The 18,365-nt window shown below is 44.1% G+C and carries 12 protein-coding genes; 5 read left to right on the top strand and 7 right to left on the bottom strand.

Going from position 1 to position 18,365, the window contains the following annotated elements; translation table 11 throughout:
• Both JMX97_RS07370 and JMX97_RS07365 read left to right on the top strand, forming a co-directional pair.
• Nucleotides 1-341: transposase (locus JMX97_RS07370; RefSeq protein ID WP_201556496.1), on the top strand; the 341-nt coding region annotated here is incomplete at its 5' end.
• A gap of 270 nt (nt 342-611) precedes the next feature.
• A complete protein-coding gene (locus JMX97_RS07365) occupies nt 612-3,689 on the top strand; it encodes an insulinase family protein (protein WP_201556495.1) in 3,078 nt (1,025 codons plus the stop codon).
• A 102-nt stretch (nt 3,690-3,791) separates the two neighbouring features.
• On the opposite strand, the gene JMX97_RS07360 is transcribed toward JMX97_RS07365, so the two are convergent.
• Nucleotides 3,792-4,355 carry an NUDIX hydrolase gene (locus JMX97_RS07360; RefSeq protein ID WP_201556494.1) on the bottom strand — a complete coding sequence of 188 codons (564 nt, stop codon included), beginning with the start codon at nt 4,353-4,355 and terminating at the stop codon, nt 3,792-3,794.
• A 746-nt stretch (nt 4,356-5,101) separates the two neighbouring features.
• On the opposite strand from JMX97_RS07360, the gene JMX97_RS07355 reads away from it, so the two are divergent.
• Entirely contained in the window at nt 5,102-5,902 is an 801-nt protein-coding gene (locus JMX97_RS07355; protein ID WP_201556493.1) for an NUDIX hydrolase, read from the top strand.
• Between the two features lie 207 nt (nt 5,903-6,109).
• Here the strand turns inward: JMX97_RS07355 and JMX97_RS07350 are convergent, their stop codons facing one another.
• The 3 genes from JMX97_RS07350 to nhaA all read right to left on the bottom strand — a co-directional run bounded on the left by JMX97_RS07350 (nt 6,110) and on the right by nhaA (nt 9,392).
• Entirely contained in the window at nt 6,110-7,444 is a 1,335-nt protein-coding gene (locus JMX97_RS07350; RefSeq protein ID WP_201556492.1) for an oxygenase MpaB family protein, read from the bottom strand.
• 54 nt (nt 7,445-7,498) lie between these two features.
• Nucleotides 7,499-8,101 (bottom strand): DUF2799 domain-containing protein, encoded by a 603-nt coding sequence (locus tag JMX97_RS07345; RefSeq protein WP_201556491.1) that lies wholly within the window; start codon nt 8,099-8,101, stop codon nt 7,499-7,501.
• Between the two features lie 91 nt (nt 8,102-8,192).
• Nucleotides 8,193-9,392 carry a Na+/H+ antiporter NhaA gene (gene nhaA / locus JMX97_RS07340; protein ID WP_201556490.1) on the bottom strand — a complete coding sequence of 400 codons (1,200 nt, stop codon included), beginning with the start codon at nt 9,390-9,392 and terminating at the stop codon, nt 8,193-8,195.
• Nucleotides 9,393-10,306: 914 nt separating this feature from the next.
• Between nhaA and JMX97_RS07335 the strand changes: the two genes are divergently transcribed.
• On the top strand, nt 10,307-11,062 hold the full coding sequence (locus tag JMX97_RS07335; protein WP_201556489.1) for a TSUP family transporter: 756 nt from the start codon (nt 10,307-10,309) through the stop codon (nt 11,060-11,062).
• A 118-nt stretch (nt 11,063-11,180) separates the two neighbouring features.
• Here the strand turns inward: JMX97_RS07335 and JMX97_RS07330 are convergent, their stop codons facing one another.
• From JMX97_RS07330 to radC, 3 genes are all read right to left on the bottom strand, one after another.
• Nucleotides 11,181-12,557 carry a dicarboxylate/amino acid:cation symporter gene (locus JMX97_RS07330; protein WP_201556488.1) on the bottom strand — a complete coding sequence of 459 codons (1,377 nt, stop codon included), beginning with the start codon at nt 12,555-12,557 and terminating at the stop codon, nt 11,181-11,183.
• Between the two features lie 338 nt (nt 12,558-12,895).
• Nucleotides 12,896-15,841: an acyl-CoA dehydrogenase gene (locus JMX97_RS07325; protein ID WP_201556487.1), complete on the bottom strand. Its 2,946-nt coding sequence runs from the start codon at nt 15,839-15,841 to the stop codon at nt 12,896-12,898.
• Nucleotides 15,842-16,105: 264 nt separating this feature from the next.
• Nucleotides 16,106-16,789 (bottom strand): RadC family protein, encoded by a 684-nt coding sequence (radC, locus tag JMX97_RS07320; protein WP_201556486.1) that lies wholly within the window; start codon nt 16,787-16,789, stop codon nt 16,106-16,108.
• Between the two features lie 135 nt (nt 16,790-16,924).
• Between radC and coaBC the strand changes: the two genes are divergently transcribed.
• On the top strand, nt 16,925-18,301 hold the full coding sequence (gene coaBC / locus JMX97_RS07315; protein ID WP_201556485.1) for a bifunctional phosphopantothenoylcysteine decarboxylase/phosphopantothenate--cysteine ligase CoaBC: 1,377 nt from the start codon (nt 16,925-16,927) through the stop codon (nt 18,299-18,301).
• Nucleotides 18,302-18,365 lie beyond the last annotated feature (64 nt).

Genomic DNA, 18,365 nt, shown 5'->3' with positions numbered 1-18,365 from the left:
TCGTGGAATTGTTTCGGGTCGTGGTGAGTACTCACCGCACGGATTGGGTCGTCACCAACGATACCACTCAAGCTAATCGTAATGACGTACAACAGGTGTGCGCCATACGCTGGAAGATTGAGCAGTTTCATAGAGAGATTAAGCAATTAACAGGTATAGAGTCTAATCAGTGTCGCAAAGCACGTATTCAACGCAATCATATTTGTTGTTCTATATTGGTTTGGATCTGTTTAACCCGTCTTGCCAGACAAACAAAGAGAACGGTATATCAATTAAAACATGGCTTACTTGATAACTACCTCTGCGAGCAGCTGCGCTCGCCTGGGTTGTTGGTTGCGTAAGTCCTATATCTATAAGAAGTATCGTCTTATTTATAGTAATTAGGGGCTTTAATGGGGTTGAATTCAGAACCTGTTACCTTGACTTATCGGAATGCTAGCCCCATCTATCACCGTTAGGAAAGTTTTTTAATGCACTGAACATGCCATTAAATACGAAGGCCATCCATAAGGTTTCTTCACTATTTTTGTTATAAAACAACTGGCTTTATAAGCATAATTTCTGCTATTTATTAATTACCCTTATATTAAGGGCATTCTGTAAGGACAACTATGACTGACACACCATTTACCGCTGACTTAACGTTGCATTCCGCATTTGAGCTGATTGAGCATCGCCATATTGAGGCGTTATCGATGGATGTGCTGATCAGCCAGCATGTCAAAACTGGAGCAATGCATTATCATTTAGCCCATCCTAGCGATGAAAATGCTTTTTTAGTTGGCTTTCGTACTCAGCCAATGGATTCAAAAGGTGAAGCTCATATTTTAGAGCACGTGGCACTGTGCGGTTCTGAGAAGTTTCCGGTACGTGATCCATTCTTTTCAATGATTAAGCGCTCACTTAATACCTTTATGAATGCGATGACTGCGGCCGATTGGACCGCCTTTCCGTATGCGACCCAAAATAAAAATGATTACTTTAACTTGTTATCCGTTTATCTTGATGCATCATTTTTTCCTAGTATTCATCCGCTCGATTTTGCTCAAGAAGGCATTCGTGTTGAGTTAGATGCTGATGATAAGCCGCAGTTTAAGGGCATTGTCTTTAACGAGATGAAAGGCGCGATGAGTGGCGAGATTGATCAGCTGTATCATGCGGTTGCTCATCATGTATTCCCGACTACTACTTATCATTATAATTCAGGTGGCGATCCTGCAGATATCCCTGATTTGACTCATACTGAGCTGGTAGCGTTTCAGAAAAGCCATTATCACCCGTCCAACAGTGTCATTATGAGCTTCGGTAATATTCCGATAGCAGAGACCCAAGCGAAGATACATGACGATGCGCTCACGCGTTTTGAGACTGGTAAAAAGCACGTGTCGCGTCCAGAGCAACGTTTGTCTGCACCGATTAGTGCGACTGATACCTATACCGCTGATGAGGAAGGTCCGGATCAAACCCATCATGTAATTGCTTGGTTATTACCGACTATTACCGATCCTAAGCAGCGTCTTGCCCTACGTCTACTAGAAGGCGTATTGGTTGAGCATGCTGGCTCGCCATTACGTGCCTATCTAGACAGCCATCCGTTGGGTAAAGCGCCAAGTCCATTACTAGGCCTTGATGACAGTCATTATGAAATGGTGTTCTATACAGGTCTGCGCGGTTCAGAGCCTGAGCATGCCGAGGCTGTAGAGCAGGGCATTATGGATTTGCTTGCCGAAGTTGCCAGTCAGCCAATTGCTGATGAAACTATTGAGACCATTTTGCATCAGATAGAGATTGACCAACGTCATATCGGTGGCGATAGTATTCCTTATGGTCTTAACTTGATGTTAGAGGGCTTTAGTACGGCCATTCACGATGGCAATCCTATTGATATTTGGGAAGTCGACGAGCATCTCGTATGGCTACGTGAGCAGGTAAAAGACCCGCAGTGGCTGCCCAACTTAATCAAAATTCATCTGCTGGATAACAACCACCGTGTGCGTGTGACCCTAACGCCTGATAGTGAAAAATCAGCGCGTTTGGTTGCTGCCGAACAGACCCGTCTCGATACCATTGCGATGGACATGACCGCTGATGATAAAGATATTTTGCATAAGCAAGCACTAGATTTGGCCGCGCGCCAAACGGCCCCTGATGATGTCAGCTTATTGCCAAAAGTGGGTTTAGAAGATGTGCCTACTGATATTAGCTTTAAGCAAGGATCACAAAAGCAAGTACGTTTAAGTGGTCAAGACAGCACGCTATTTGAATACGAAGCGGGTACCAATGGCCTATATTATTATCAAGTGGTTGTGCCATTAACTGACGCAATTGGTGATACAAGTACCAAGGATCTGCCAGCCAACGACGTCATTAATCATCCGCTATTGCCTATCTATTTGAGCTTGCTGTCTGAGCTGGGTACGGACTCTCTAAGCGCGCACGAATTGCAGGCCAAGCAAGCGGCTCACTCATCTGGTGTGACCGCACGTGTCAGCCAACGTACCAATATTGATGACAGCCAAGCAATCAGCAGCTACTTTGTGGTCGCAACGCGCGCACTCAATCGTAAACCTGAAGCTATCGACTTAGTCAAAGAAGTGATGGAGCATAGCGTCTTTACTGAGCATGACCGTATCAAAGAGATATTGCAGCAGCGTCAGTCAGGATGGCAATCAAATCTTGCTGGTTCAGGGCATGCTTATGCGATGCAAACCGCCAGTCGTGGTATGAGTCGCCAATCGCAGCTTGAATATGTGCGTAGCGGCTTACCGGCCCTGAATGCGCTCAAAGACTTTTTGACTCATGCTAGTACTAATGATGCGCTGTGGGACCAATTGGCGACCAGTCTAATGGACTTGCATCAACGTCTGATCAGCTTGCCGAAACATGCGGTTATTATCTGTGAAGCGGAGCAAACCGAGCGCTTGAGTAATTTGATTGTTGATAGTTGGAAAGACAGCCGTACACCAGAGCTGGCTGAAAAAGCGATAAATACTGAAGCCAGTATTGAAAAAAATGTCCCTAGTGAGTTTGCTGATTTAACGCTAAACCCCGCCTTAAACGGTGAAGAAAGTGCCACTACAGCTATTGAAAGCGGGGCGACGATTGAGGTTGAAGATTTAGCGTGGTTGGTTGCGACCAACGTTTATCATAACGCTAGTGCTTACACAGTTCCTGCTGCTGATCATCCTGACACGGCACCGCTGATGGTGCTAGCGCCTTATTTACGCAACGGTTATCTGCATAGCGCAATCCGTGAGCGCGGCGGTGCTTATGGTGGCGGAGCCGGTTACGATGCCAATGCTTGTGCCTTTAAGTTCTTTAGCTACCGTGATCCGCACTGTGCTGAGACCTTTGAGCACTTTGATGCCAGTATTGAATGGCTACTTAATGAGCCGCAAACTGATGAGCAGTTAGAGGAAGCCATCTTAGGGATTATCTCAGGTATGGATAAACCGGGCTCTCCCGCTGGCGAGGCAATCAAAGCTTGCTTTACGAACTTGCATCATCGCGGCGCCACATGGCAGCGCAAAATGCGTGCCGCGATTTTGGCGGTCACTGTTGATGACTTGCAGCGGGTGACCAAGCAATACTTGCAAGGTCAGTCACATGTGCGTGCTGTGCTGGCGCCTTATGACAAAGAAGATGAGGTCAAGAATCTTGGCTTTGCCGTGTGTAAAGTCAAAAGCTAAGTATTTAAAGACTTGTCAGCTAAGCATTATAAACAGCAAGACCGTTTATAATGCAAAAAAAGCCAGGCGTGATGCCTGGCTTTTTTGTGTCTACTGCTCAGCTTAATAGCGCTTAATACTTTGATCTTTATTAATCTGGTCTTGATGAATTGGAAATTTATCATGACTGTCGAACTGTTTACGATCCGCAAAATAATTGGTCAGCGTACGTCGTACCGCTTCAAAAGCAATTTTATCCCACGGGATATCTTCTTCACTAAATAAGGCACAATCAAGACTTTCAGACCCTATACCATAAGTACCATCTTTGAGATCAGCTAAATAAATCACATAAATTTGCCCAATATCGGGAATGTCGTAAACGCAGTATAAATGCGGGTTAATGACAACGGCATCCGCCTCTTCAAAGCTCTCACGCGCAGCACCTTCAGCGATAGTCTCACCGTTTTCCATAAAGCCCGCTGGCACAGTCCATAGACCATACTGTGGCTCAATAGCGCGGCGGCACAGCAGCACTCTGTCTTTATACACCACTAACGATCCGCAAATCACTTTTGGGTTTTCGTAATGAATATAGTTACAATTTGGGCATACCAAGCGCGGCATATTATCAGTAGCTGGGATTTTACGTTCAGCTTCGTGACCGCATTGTAAGCAATAGCGCATATTGACTGCCTTGTTTAGTTGGAAGGAATAAATAAATAGAAGCTATTTGGATGTTGTGAAAAATATTGTTTTTGAAGGTATTGTTTTTATAAGATTTATTTATAAACCCTAATATATATTTTATTAGAAAATATGACTTTATAAAAAGGTAAGGTCTAAGACCACCGCAAAAATACATATACCTTAAAATAAGTACTTTAAGATAGCATAAATTTGCGCAGGACTAAGCATTGATAACATGAACACGTCATTTATTAGCAACAAAGTACACGCTAGTGAGTTTAAAAAATGCTAGCCACCTAGTCTTTTTTAATATAACACCGTTATTAAGCAGCAACCCTACTCAGGAAGAGGTAATGCCCCTATCAAGTAATAAGCAGTCACATAAAGAACATGCAGCCACGGCTAGATTGAGCTAACCTAGGTTATGATAAAAAAATGTAGGTTTTAGCGAGATTACTCACAACATCAATTATACCTAGGATAGTGCCGCCCTCTGCCGACATCATTATAAATTAAGGCCACTACCAATGCGATAGCGCCTATTCATTAAGGTTGGTGTGAATCAGAAGTGCCATTTTATGCCACCGAGCATGACTATATATTTGCTTAACGATAACTGTCTTTCTCTGTTGTTAATTTTTATATTGATGTTTTTATTGTAGGGGTAACTTTCAGCACTGTTGTTTAACACTGATGTTTAGTACTGAGAAAATTAGCACCGACCAAAATATAGGATGATTATAATGACAAGACCATGGCACTTTGAACATTTTGACCAATTGAGAGTCGCATTGCCGTCTTATATTCATCAGCCAATGCTTAGGCAGTTGGCTGAACGGATGCAGAATGAATTACTGTTGGACGCAATAAAATCCCCACTCATTTCCAACCTTGATAACTTAGGCAACTTTGATGAGGTTTCCCACAGCGCACGCATTTTAGATAGCTTATATCAAACCCCGATTGCTGATGCCTCAGTATTAGTGGCTATTACCAATGAGCCACGTCCTAAACTGCTACTGACTCGGCGCGCCGTGCACTTAAACAGTCACGCCGGCGAGGTATCCTGTGCTGGTGGCAAATATGAAGAAGGGGATGGCAATAATGTGTTCACCGCCTTACGTGAAGCCCTTGAGGAGACCGCGCTCCCACCCAATAAAGTTCAGCTACTCGGCCAGCTACCTATCCAAACCTCAAAAAGCGGCATGAGTGTGCGTCCAATTGTGGCATTGATTGCACCGGATCTCATATTAGTGCCTGAGCTTGGGGAGATATCACGTATTTTTTGGGCAGATTTTGAGACCTTAATCACTCAACCTACCGTAGAATATTCTATAAAATATAATATGCAAGACGCTCTACAAGAGCAGATGGTGACCTTATTAACCCCCAGTTGGCAGATTGATGGTGAGACCGTTTGGGGTTTGACAGGGAAGGTACTTGCCAGCTTGCTACAAACTGGGTTTGACCGGCAGCTTGAATGGTACTATCGTATCCAAAACGCGCATGACCAAAACGCGCCCATCCAAAACCTAGAACGTTGATATCTGTCGTTTGGTAATTTAATTATTTGGTAATTTACAAAACAAGACCATTTTTTAGAACGTCTTTAATGATATTGATTATAGTAATTTTTAGGATAGTTGATAATCCCTTATAGTATTTCGTTTACTACTTATCATAGTCAGACTTATTGATAGTCGCACTTATTACCAGCCACACTTACTGATAGTTGGGCTTATTCACAGATGCTATTTATAATAGTCATCGTTTTTCTTAAGCCACCAATTCATATTATCTTGGCGTTTAGCACGGAAGGCTTCCAGCTTATCGGCAACGGTACTGTTGTGCTGACGCGCTGTATCGAGCGCAAACAAGATAGGTACTGAAGACAATACCCCAAAGCGTATCTTTGACTTAGGCAGTTCTAAACCATCGCCAATATCATCGCCCACTAAGGTGCGTGTGACGCTGGCATTGACCATCTCTACAAAGCGTCCACGACGATTATCCTCACCCATCAGTTGGCGCGGTAAGTCATGTAAGGCTTTTGCTAGTGGTCGCCCCATCCTAAAATCGAGTTGCTGGATAGATAAGTAAGTATAGAGCCACTCCCAACAGGCGGTTTCATCTTTAGGTAAACGCTGTAAATCAACCCCCATCCAATAGCTGGCAAGATTCCATAGATGCAGGATGCCTTCAGCTTCCTCGCTACTGATACGCGCGCCGAGCAGTCGTAGCCCGCGCATAATCAGTAATGAAAACTGTAAATGAGTGGCGATCATATCGGTCTGGTTGATGGGGAGACCCCAGTAGGCGGTGTTCCAGCTGCCATCCGGATTATGATGTTGATCAGTTGGCGCTATGACGCCATCTGCCGCAGACAATTTACCTTTTAGCAAGTTTTTGCGCACTAGCGTATGAACTTGGCGTACTTTGATAGACTGCCGCCAGCCTTCAGAGCCGATCTCTAATACTTGAGAGAGGGGTTGACGCTGATGATAGGCGCTGCCGTCAAGCTGTGGGTGTTCAGATACCGCTAGAATATAAGCATAAGTACGCATCAAACGCGGCAAGGCATCATGCATCAACGCGCCAGTTTGGATAAGTGGCAGTGATAGCGCTGGGATACTGTAGCCTGCCATAAGCGCGACATTACGTAGTAGCCAAATTAACATCAACGGATAACGACGGTAGGCGATAGCCCCAACTTGCGCAAGCTTGGGGTCGAACCAATCCGGATGGCTGCCAAATTGCTCAGTTAATGCTATAAATGATGAATTGTTAGTTAGATTGTTGTCAATATCATCATGAATAATCGCCTGCTGCAAAGGTTTTGCAAAACGCAAACCATCATCAGCGAGCGCATCTGCAAGTGGGTCACCAATATCGTAGCCCTCTACCATCTCAGCTAATAACGTCGGTGAGATGGTAAAGTCTTTTGGTAATAAATAGCGCTTGATACGACGTAGGACTTGTAAGTCACTGTGATCGTTGATGTCAGTAGTGCGCCCGTGACGTTGGTATGATGAGGCTATTAGAAGAGGGTCACTGCTGTTCAAGACATTTGAAGTCTTTTTATTCATGTTTATCAAGCATCCTCATAACTGTATTTTTAATATTGTATTTCCAGCATAACATCAGTATTTATTCATCCGGCTCAACGATTTTCTTTGGCTCAATAATTTTAATTGTGCCTCGGTATTAGCGATTCGATATCTGACTCTTCGAAGCTCTGTCGGTAGAGACAATAAGCGCGCGCGTGCTTGTTTTTCATTGTCGAAATTTAGCATCTCACCATCACGAAGCTTGATATATTCGGTTTGATATTTTTCTAAAAGACTTCTATCTTCATTCAACTGACTGTTTAATGTGTAGTATTCTCGGCCCTGCTGGTTTACTTTTTGTAGGGTGCTGGTCATTGCTGCTGGACAGACACTGTTTAGCTCACGACCACGCCGACCTATATTATAGGCACTACTGACCGTACAGTATTGTTTGAGGCCTAGCTGACGACCACGCTCCCATGCTTGATAGTCCGGTACAACGCTGGCTTTTGCGCAAGCCTTAGCATGTGACGCTAGTCGATCTGCATAGTAGCCTGCCACGCCATCGTTATAACCGATCGCTTGCCAGTCACCGACCACGCACTCTTGTTTAGATAAGGTTGCACAGCCTGAGAGTAGAAGAATACTGCCAAGGGTAGATAAGCTCAATGTAGATAGTCGCGCAAATGACCACATAATCGTCCCTTATAACAATCCAAACAATTTAAATGTCCTAAGCTAATAACGCTAAGTCGAAAAGTATTAAAACAAAAATGACGAATCGCTATTAGTGACGCGTTAAGTCTACTGAGGTATTCGTGACATTATCTTTTAGTGTCACTTTGAGCATAATGTAGCCAGCAATACCAGACACGATTGAGCCCATAATGATACCCAGACGTTCATCAAATAGTGGAGTATCACCGCCAAATGCCAAGCCGCCAATGAACAAGCTCATGGTAAAGCCAACACCGCATAATAATGCGGCACCATAGATTTGCTTAAAGTTCATACCATTGGGCATTTTTGAGATACCAAGCTTAAAGATGAGCCAGCACATCAGCATCACCCCTATTTGCTTACCGAGGAATAGACCGGCGGCAATACCCAGCGGTACGGAATGGAACAACTCAGCGACGCCTGCACCTTTTAATGAAATACCAGAGTTGGCAAAAGCAAACAGCGGCAGAATTCCAAAAGATACGGTGTTCTGTAGGTCATGTTCCAGCTCCTCAAGCGGTGAGTGCTCAGGATCGGTACGATCAAACATAGGGATAAATAATGCCAACACCACGCCTGCTAAAGTCGCATGAATGCCGGATTTGAGTACCGCAATCCACATGATGACGCCAATAAGCAGGTAAGGGGCGATGCTGGTGACGTTGCGGCGATTGAGTAGGTATAAAAACGGCAGACATAGACCGGCAAGGGCAAGTGAGCCCAAGGATAAGTCATTGGTATAAAACAAAGCGATAATTAAAATCGCACCAATATCATCAAAAATCGCAATCGAGACTAAGAATACTTTTAACGAGTTCGGTACGCGGTTGCCAAGTAAGCTTAGAATACCTATCGCGAAGGCAATGTCAGTCGCTGCTGGAATCGCCCAGCCCTTCCAGTATTCAGGATTATTATAGTTAAAGAGTATGTAGACGATCGCAGGTACGATCATACCGCCAATGGCAGCTCCTGCGGGTAGGATAATCTGTTTGACGTTAGACAGCTCACCGATTAAGACTTCCCGCTTAAGCTCAAGTCCCACCAAAAAAAAGAAAATTGCCATTAAACCATCGTTAATCCAGTGACTGGCGTCTTTGGCAATCGCAAAATTGCCAATCTGAATGGCGACTGGTGCATGAATGAAGGACTCGTACCACACACTGAGGGGGCTATTGGCAATGATCATGGCGGCAACGGCAGCCAATGCTAAGACTATTCCGCCTGCCGACTCAAATTCAAAAAATGCCTTAACTCTTCGTATTGCCATGTCATCCTCATTGGTTAAATATATACTGTAAACTCAAGCGATCTTCTACTAACGTTTTGCAACGTCGCCAAATATTTGTCTCAGTTTCTCATAGTATTATCAATATAGACAATAAAATACGTTCAACCGGCACTGTAAGCTGCGCACTGCGTCTTGCTAAAAATGGCGTTATTACGAAGACAAAATGAGGAGTAGAAAGGTTATAACCTATTTAACACCCCTGATCTCCATCTCTTCTTTTCTGCAAGCTATATGGCTATCGCCAAGCGATCTAATAAGGTAAAAGCCGATAGCGTCTGCTGGTACGTTTGGAAAGATAGCCAATGACCCTCATTATGGAACACAGAGCGATTGCATGATGATGCCCAAGAACAGTATAAAAAATCTATAGTTATCATTCTTTATTTACACTAAGGTGTCATTTGAACTTGCTATGGTATAGCTTACACTCGATATGCTTATAGCACTTTTATATTAAAGTAACGATACGACAAATTTAGCAGACTTTATTAGATTTTTGGTTGTTTTTACGATTTTATCTTTATAATTGACCACTTTTGTCTTTCATTTGGTTTGTTATTTTGTCTATCACTTCTTTTAGCACATATAGTCGAGTAAAAATAAAAGAGAGTCACTTAAAGTAAGAGTCACTTATGGCAAAGTGCTACTGGTATAAATTTTTCTTGCATGCTGTTCTCAAGCGGGCCAGAGGCTACAAAACGTTTGTTACAGTAGTATCTCAGTAGCACTGACCGTTTCCGAATTGGATTAACTAGAGTCTCTGAGTGTTCGTAAGATGACATTATTTTTACGAGTATCATTGCTATTGAGACGTGTTGATTGACTATATTCTACGGCATCTTTGCACTGTTTGTTAAGATTATTATCCTCAAAATTTTTTTAAGGCCAGTTTCATGGATGTATCGCTCTCTTTAGAGATTATTTTAATGCTTACCGCGGTGGCAGCGCTCGCTGGTTTTATCGACGCCATTGCTGGTGGTGGCGGACTGCTTACCATTCCGGCGATGCTGCTGGCTAATATTCCGCCAGTTTTGACTTTGGGTACCAATAAGCTACAAGCCGCATCAGGGGCATTGGCGGCGTCCATTACCATGATTAGAAAAGGCGTCGTCAAGCCTAAACGCATTAAAATGGCCATCATCGCTGCTTTTATTGGTTCTATTATCGGCTCCATCGCAGTGCAATTATCGCCCCCTGATTTTTTGGAAAAGCTGATTCCATTTTTGATTGTGGCTATCGGTATTTATACTTTATTTGCGCCCAAACTTGGCGAAGTAGAAGCCGAGCCTCGTATCAGTGAAGGCGTGTGGCAAAAGGTTGCTGCGCCTTTAATCGGTTTTTATGATGGCTATATGGGTCCAGGCACAGGTATGTTCTTTGCGCTGGGCAATGTGGCTTTACGTGGTCGGCAGATTATTGAAGCCACGGGTGCGGCAAAGGTGCTGAACTTATCCACTAACGTTGGCTCGCTGATATTTTTTATTTTAGGCGGTAATGTACTCTGGAAAGTGGGTTTGGCCATGATGGTTGGTCAGACGATAGGCGCGTACTTTGGCTCACATATGGTGGTGAAAGGCGGCAGTAAGCTGATTCGTCCTATGATCGTATTGGTGTGCCTAGCGATGGTGACGAAATACGTCTTTGGTTAAGACAATAAAATTATTAGTAAGTAAAACACCCTCTATAAAACCCTATCCCAAACAAAACCCCTAGCCGCTAGGACTGGGGGTTTTGTTTGATTTCTGACAAATAGGTATTGAGCGTTACCTATTTATGTCGATCAATATCATCGTATTCACTGCCCATAACACCATCGCTAAAGACTTTCGAGAACTCACGCTCGTTATCTTCATCAATATGACCATCGAATACTTCTTTTGAACCAGCATCTGGATCGTTATAAATTGCCAAATCCATTTTACCTTCTGATTTTGCCACAATAGCGGTAACGGCTGCATCACCGCCGACGTTTACTGCGGTACGTAACATATCAAGAATACGGTCGACACCTAAGATAAGACCGATACCTTCGATGGGTAGGCCGACTTGGGCAAATACCATAGACAGCATAATTAGACCCACACCAGGAACGCCCGCTGTACCGACAGAGGCGAGCACCGACATTAAGATAACGGTTAAGTATTCGGTAACGCCCAAATCAATACCATAAATATTGGCAATGAAAATAGTCGCTGTCCCTTGCATGATGGCCGTACCATCCATGTTAATGGTTGCGCCAAAAGGAACGGTAAACGAAGCTACTGAGTTATTTACACCCATACGCTTAGTGACGGTGCGCAAGGTGATAGGAATCGTCGCGTTCGAGCTTGACGTACTAAAAGCAAAAATCTGTACTTCGCGCATTTTGGTCAAAAAGGTCTTGATGCCCAAGCCTGAAAACAGCTTAAGAACAATCATCATGGTAATGAAAAAATGGAATGCCAATGAGCCAACTAGTACGGCCACATAACCCAGCAGTGACCAGATTAAATCCAAACCCAGCTCTGCCATCGCTTTAGTTAACAGTGCAAATACGCCATAGGGCGCAAGGTTCATAATGATAGTCACCATCTTTAAGATGACTTCATTTATTAATTCCATGCTTTGAACCAAACCTTTGGCAGGTTTGCCAACCATTAAAATACTAACGCCGATTAAGATTGCGAAGAAGATAATGGACAGCATATCGCCGTTCGCCATCGCACTGATGGGGTTGGATGGAATAATGTTCGAAAATACATCAAGAAGGGGTGGCGCTGATGCTGCTTCGAATGCCGCTTCGGTTTCGATATTCATACCTTTACCGATACCAAATAGTATCCCAAGGCCAATCGCGGTCGCAATTGCTAAGGCGGTAGTCATCATATAAATTAAAAAAGTCTTGCCGCCAATACGGCCAAGTAAGCGAATATCCCCGATACCGCAAACCCCGCAAATCAGCGAGACCAGTACTAAGGGTACGACTAGCATTTTGAGGGAATTGACAAACAACTTGCCAATAATGGCAAAAAAACCATTGGTTATATAGGTGTTAACGAAGCTGCCTTCGCCATTCAATCCAGAGTAGTTTAAAAATAAACCCAGTATGATACCGAGCACCATGGCAACAATAATCTTGCCCGTCAGTCCCATATTTTTCCACATAACATATTTCCTTGGTGTACGTCACTCTCAGTAGTAGGCGCGGTGCTAAAATCAATGCGATTATGAGCATTAGCGGTACTACTGCTCTTGTTACGTTTATAGAATTCTTTAGTCTTTCACTTAGTGTCACATTTTCGCAGACAATATAAAATAATTGTTAGGGATGCTGCAAGATTTTTTTATCAATTAAGAAATTTTACCCCATAAAAGAGAAAAAATCAGCCATAAAAAAGCAAGATTGCCAACGTCGGCAATCTTGCTTGTTATTTTATAGTCGTCGTTTTGGTTCTTGTCGCTTTTACGCTGGTAGATTTTGAGCCTACAAGATGGTTTAAATCTTATGCTTTGTCATCTTTTTCACGGCTTAATCCGTCATGCCATTTAGAATTGTCAGACATATCTTGGTCTATTTTGTCATCCTCGAAGACATCTGTTTTAGACTCTGTAGAGTTTGACTCTAAGTTATTCAGTCTATCAGAGTCAGCCTTAGCTTTACTGTGGTTGTAGCTCATACGTTCACTCAGAGTTGACTCAGCGTCACGATGGCGAGGATTTAGCGCTTCTGCATCAGGATTGACCTCGCCAAAGTTAGTTTGTGCCTTAGTCTCTTGCGCGGTGTCTTGCTCGTCTACCATTTTGACGTCGCCATCCGTTTCATAACCATGGTCAGGATTGGCATCGCCAGTTTGTTCATGGATATTTGTGGTTGCTTCTACATTGTCAGTTATCGCGCCGTCTTCTGCTGGCGTGCCGTTCTTAACCTGCGCATCATTTTTAAGCTGAGCGTAGTCAGTCAATTTATGAACGGCATTCTCTAAACTATGCGGATTGATACGCTCTTGAGCCTCCAATAAATGCTCATCAAAAACATCGGTCAATAATGAATCAAAACGTAGCGCATTATAGCGAATCAGTTGTTCAGCTTCTTCCTCGGTGATATCACCACCTTGGCTGGCCTGCACCACATGATCTTCAAAGGTTAACCCTGCAAAACTCCCTTTATGCTCGGCCTTTTTAAACTTCTGCCACAAAGGTTCAACTTCGAGCAGCGTTTGATAAGCGTGCTCCATGCGTCCAGTAACATCTTCAGGCTCGGTATTGTAGTACACCATAGTTTTGAGATAATCGCGGAATGGATTGGCTGCAAAATCATCCATAAAAGTATCACCCAGTTGGCGTTTAAGCTCATCACTGGCTGGGGTAAAGATACGACCACTAGGGAAGGTCACAAAGCTGACCACATTGGCCGCCATGCGATTGGGGAAATTGGCAAAGAACGACACAAACGCTTCTTGAATAGTATAAAGACTGCTTTGTAGTGCAACTTTAGCATGCAAGCGTTCGGCTTCTGATTTGCTGCCATGCTCATAAAACTGCAAGATAGCCGTAGCGATAAATAGATGGCTATGAATATCAGCTAAGCGGCCAGAGAGCATCTCTTTACGCTTCAAATCACCCGCCAGTAAGCCCAATGCCATATCGGCCGTAAGGGCAAAACTGGCACTTAAGCGGTTGATATGTTTATAGTAAGGACGAGTAAATTTATCAGCAAAGCTTGGGGCGTTGTTGCTACCACCGACATACCCTGCGATAAAGGCTTTGGCACCGCGATTGAAGGTATAACCCAGATGTTTAAAGAATAAAACATCAAATTCCTTCAATGCACTAGTTTTATCTTCGCTTTGCAGTAGTTGCAGCTCATCGAATAAATATGGATGGCAACGCATCGCGCCTTGACCAAAGATCATCAAAGAGCGGGTTAGAATATTTGCGCCTTCAACAGTAATGGAAACCGGAATGGCTTGATAAGGAATCGCTAAAAAGTTGCGTGGGCCCATTTGAATAGCACGACCACCAACCACATCCATACCATCGTTTACGACTTCACGCATGGTTTCAGTGGCGTAATATTTTGCCATTGCGGTCATTACCGATGGCGTGCCACCTTGGTTCAATCCGCAGTTGACTAAGTGGCGGAAGGCCTCCAGCATATAGGTTTGGCTGGCAATACGACTAGTAGCATCTTGCACGCCTTCGAATTTACCAACTGAGATTTTGAATTGCTCACGGACTTTGGCAAACGCGCCAACCGATAAGTAAGTCATCCCGCTAGCTGATGTTGATAGCGCTGGTAATGAAATACCGCGACCAACGCCAAGGCATTCCATCAGCATGCGCCAACCGCGACCCGCGTTCTCAACGCCACCAATGATATAATCTAGAGGAATGAAAACATCCTTGCCATCAACCGTACCGTTCATAAACGGCGAGCCACTTGGATAATGCCGTGGGCCTATGACAACGCCCTTGTGATTGGCAGGAACCAAGGCGCAAGTAATGCCGTAATCAACTTTACTAGCATCCCCAAGCAGCCCTTCTGGGTCATGCATTTTAAATGCCAAACCGACTACCGTAGCGATAGGGGCCAGAGTAATCCAACGCTTAGAGAAATTCATACGTAGACCAAGCATCTGCTCGCCATCATGGATGCCGTAGCACACTACTCCAGTATCAGGAATCGCACCAGCATCCGAGCCGGCTTCAGGGCCAGTCAGACCAAAGCAGGGAATCTCGTCACCTTTGGCAAGCCCCGGCAACCAGCGCTCTTTTTGCGCGTCCGTACCGTAATGCATAAGTAATTCGCCAGGACCGAGCGAGTTTGGCACCATACAGCTGACTGCTGCGGTCGGTGAACGCGATGCAATCTTACTCATAACACGACTTTGAGCATAAGAAGTAAATTGCAGACCGCCGTATTCTTTTGGAATAATTAAACCCAAAATGCCCTTGTCTTTGATAAATTGCCATGCTTTAGGTGATAGATCTTTTTCTTCATGATGAATTTTCCATTCATCGAGCATAGCGCACAGTTGCTCAACTTCATTATCAATAAAGCTCTGTTCTTCTTCTGATAGCTGCGGATAGGGGTAATCAGCAAAGGTCTTCCAGTTCGGCGCGCCCATGAACAGCTCTTTTTCCCACCAGCTAGTACCAGCATCGAGCGCTTCACGTTCAGTATCACTCATACTGGGCATCGCATCGCCTAAAGCTTTGTATACTGGTTTGGTAAGCAGCGCTTGACGAATAGGTGCAATGAGCAGCACTAGGCATAACAGAGCTATTGGGATACCTAAAATCAACGACCATGGACTTATAATGGCAGTTACTATTACGGTGATGATAGCAACGATGCTACCACTGACCCGTGATAACGACATTAAAAAGATGGCCAAGACGACAGCTAACTGAATGAGTACTGCCAAAATAAATAAGCCAATCGCCATGGCTGTCTCCTTAGCAAAATGTAAAAGAATGAATTTTAAGTTGAATAAATAAATTTCAAAAAACTGAGACTGTAATTTATTAAAGAATAATAAGTTAAGCGACAGTAAGAATAGGTAACTACAGCTTAAATTTTACTATAAATCATAGACATAAAACTATCTATTAATATGGAATGTGTCTCAATAAGTATCAAGAGCGAAAATGCTACGCTGTGTCGAGGATATGTATCAGCTATTATAACGTACACCGTTAATTACACGCCATTAGCTAAAAGGAGCTAGACCGTTTTCAGCATAAGATAAGGTATCGTTACGTCCGACAATAATATGATCAACCAGCGATAAATCTAGCAAATCACAAGCTTTTCTTAGCTCGTAGGTCAATAGATTGTCTGCCGTTGATGGCTGCGAATCAGTATGCGGATGATTATGAGCGACAATCAACTGACTGGCAGCGTGGCTGATGGCATGGCGTAGCACATGCTTGATACAGACTGAGCACGATGAGATGCCCCCAGTAAATAATATCTCAAAGTTAAGCAGGTTCAGCGCATTATCCAAACAGAGTACGGCAAAGACCTCACGGTGCTCACCGCGCAATTGAGTACTGATATAATCTTTGACCACTTGTGAGCGTCCAAGGGCCTGACCGGTTTTGAGTTCACTGTCGAGATAGCGAGTACCCATCTCAAGTGAGGCCAACATCTGCGCATATTTGGCAGGGCCGATACCGTGGCAGGCAAGAACAATCTCTTTGGGGGCGGCTAATAGCTCAGCCAGACTGCCGAATTGGTCAATTAAATGACGTGCAAGCTCAATAGCTGATTGCGATTGGGTGCCAGTACGCAAAAATATAGCTAATATTTCAGGGTCAGTAAGAGAAGCCGCTCCAAATTTCAGCAGTTTTTCGCGTGGTCTGTCATCTTCGTGCCAGTCTTTAATGGCCATTATTATTCCTTGATAATGGGTCAGTTACGGATCAACCCTATATAAGTACGGAAAACTTTACCTAACTTATCTCATAATTGTTACTATAAGCGCAATTTTTATCTTTCAACTTCTTCTGTTAATGATGTCCTGCTTATGTCAAATGTTGTGCTTGCTATAACTGGCGGTATCGCCGCTTATAAATCTGCTATTTTTGCCCGTCTTTTGATCAAGGCTGGGTTTGAGGTGCGGGTCATTATGACCACAGGCGCACAAGCATTCATCACGCCGTTAACGCTGCAAGCCTTGACAGGTAATGAGGTACATACCTCTTTACTTGATGAACATGCCGAGGCGGGTATGGGTCACATTGAACTTGCCAAGTGGGCAAACTTGGTTGTCATTGCGCCGGCATCAGCCAATACTTTAGCACGGCTGGCGATGGGGATGGCAGATGATCTATTAACAACGGTTTGTCTGGCAACCACAGCTCCGGTGATCATTGCACCAGCGATGAATCAGCAAATGTGGGCGCATCCTGCAGTTAATCTCAATGTGCAAACCTTGCGAGATATGAATTATCAAATTATCATGCCGGCAAGTGGTGAACAGGCTTGCGGTGATGTGGGAGCAGGGCGCCTTCCTGAGCCTGAGCAGTTATTGGCTGAGGTAAGTTTATTCAGCGCTCAGCAAACGATTCCGCAGCTATTGACTGGAAAACGAGTGGTTATCACTGCAGGACCGACTATTGAAGCGATTGATCCAGTACGCTATTTATCCAACCATTCTTCAGGAAAAATGGGCTTTGCTTTAGCGCGTGCCTGCGTTGAAGCAGGAGCAGAAGTGATCTTGATTGCTGGCGGAAAAGTGGCATTGCCGACCCCGCTGAACGTTACTCGTATCGATGTATTGTCTGCTAAAGAGATGCTAATCGCCGCCCAGCAATGTGTGGCGGGTACGCACGTCGCTATGCAATCTATGCCTGCTGTTGAGCATGAGCACTTCTCTTCTCACGAACATGAACATGGCGACTGCGATTGTAGTGATGATCATAGCGAGCCGCACGATCATTCAGAAGATGATAACTCGGATATAGATGCTAGCCATAGCAGCGCACGTCCAGCTGATATATTTATTGCCACTGCTGCGGTCGCTGACTATCGTACTGAGCAGGCCGCACCGCAAAAAATCAAAAAAACCCAAGATACTATGAGCCTTGATTTGGTTAAAAACCCTGATATCTTAGCAACAGTCTCTCTTGCGCATCCAGAATTGTTCGTTGTTGGCTTTGCCGCAGAAACGCAAGATGTTGAGCATTATGCCCGCGGTAAGTTGGTCGCAAAAGATTTAGATATGATTGCTTGTAATGATGTTTCACGCGCTGATATTGGCTTTGCCAGTGATGATAATGCCATGCAGGTGTTTTTCGCTAAGGATTATGAACAGGATACGGTCACGCTTGAGAAGACCAGCAAAGATAAGATTGCAAAGCAGTTAGCAGCGATTATTGGCGAGATGTTATGGCAACATTAAGAGATTTAATAGTGACAATAATGCTAGCAGTAAGAGCAAGCAATGCATAACAAATATGAAATAC

This window comes from Psychrobacter sp. 72-O-c, assembly GCF_904846605.1.
GTDB lineage: Bacteria > Pseudomonadota > Gammaproteobacteria > Pseudomonadales > Moraxellaceae > Psychrobacter.
Note: the sequence above shows the minus strand (reverse complement) of the source record. Positions and strands in the feature narration are given on the sequence as shown.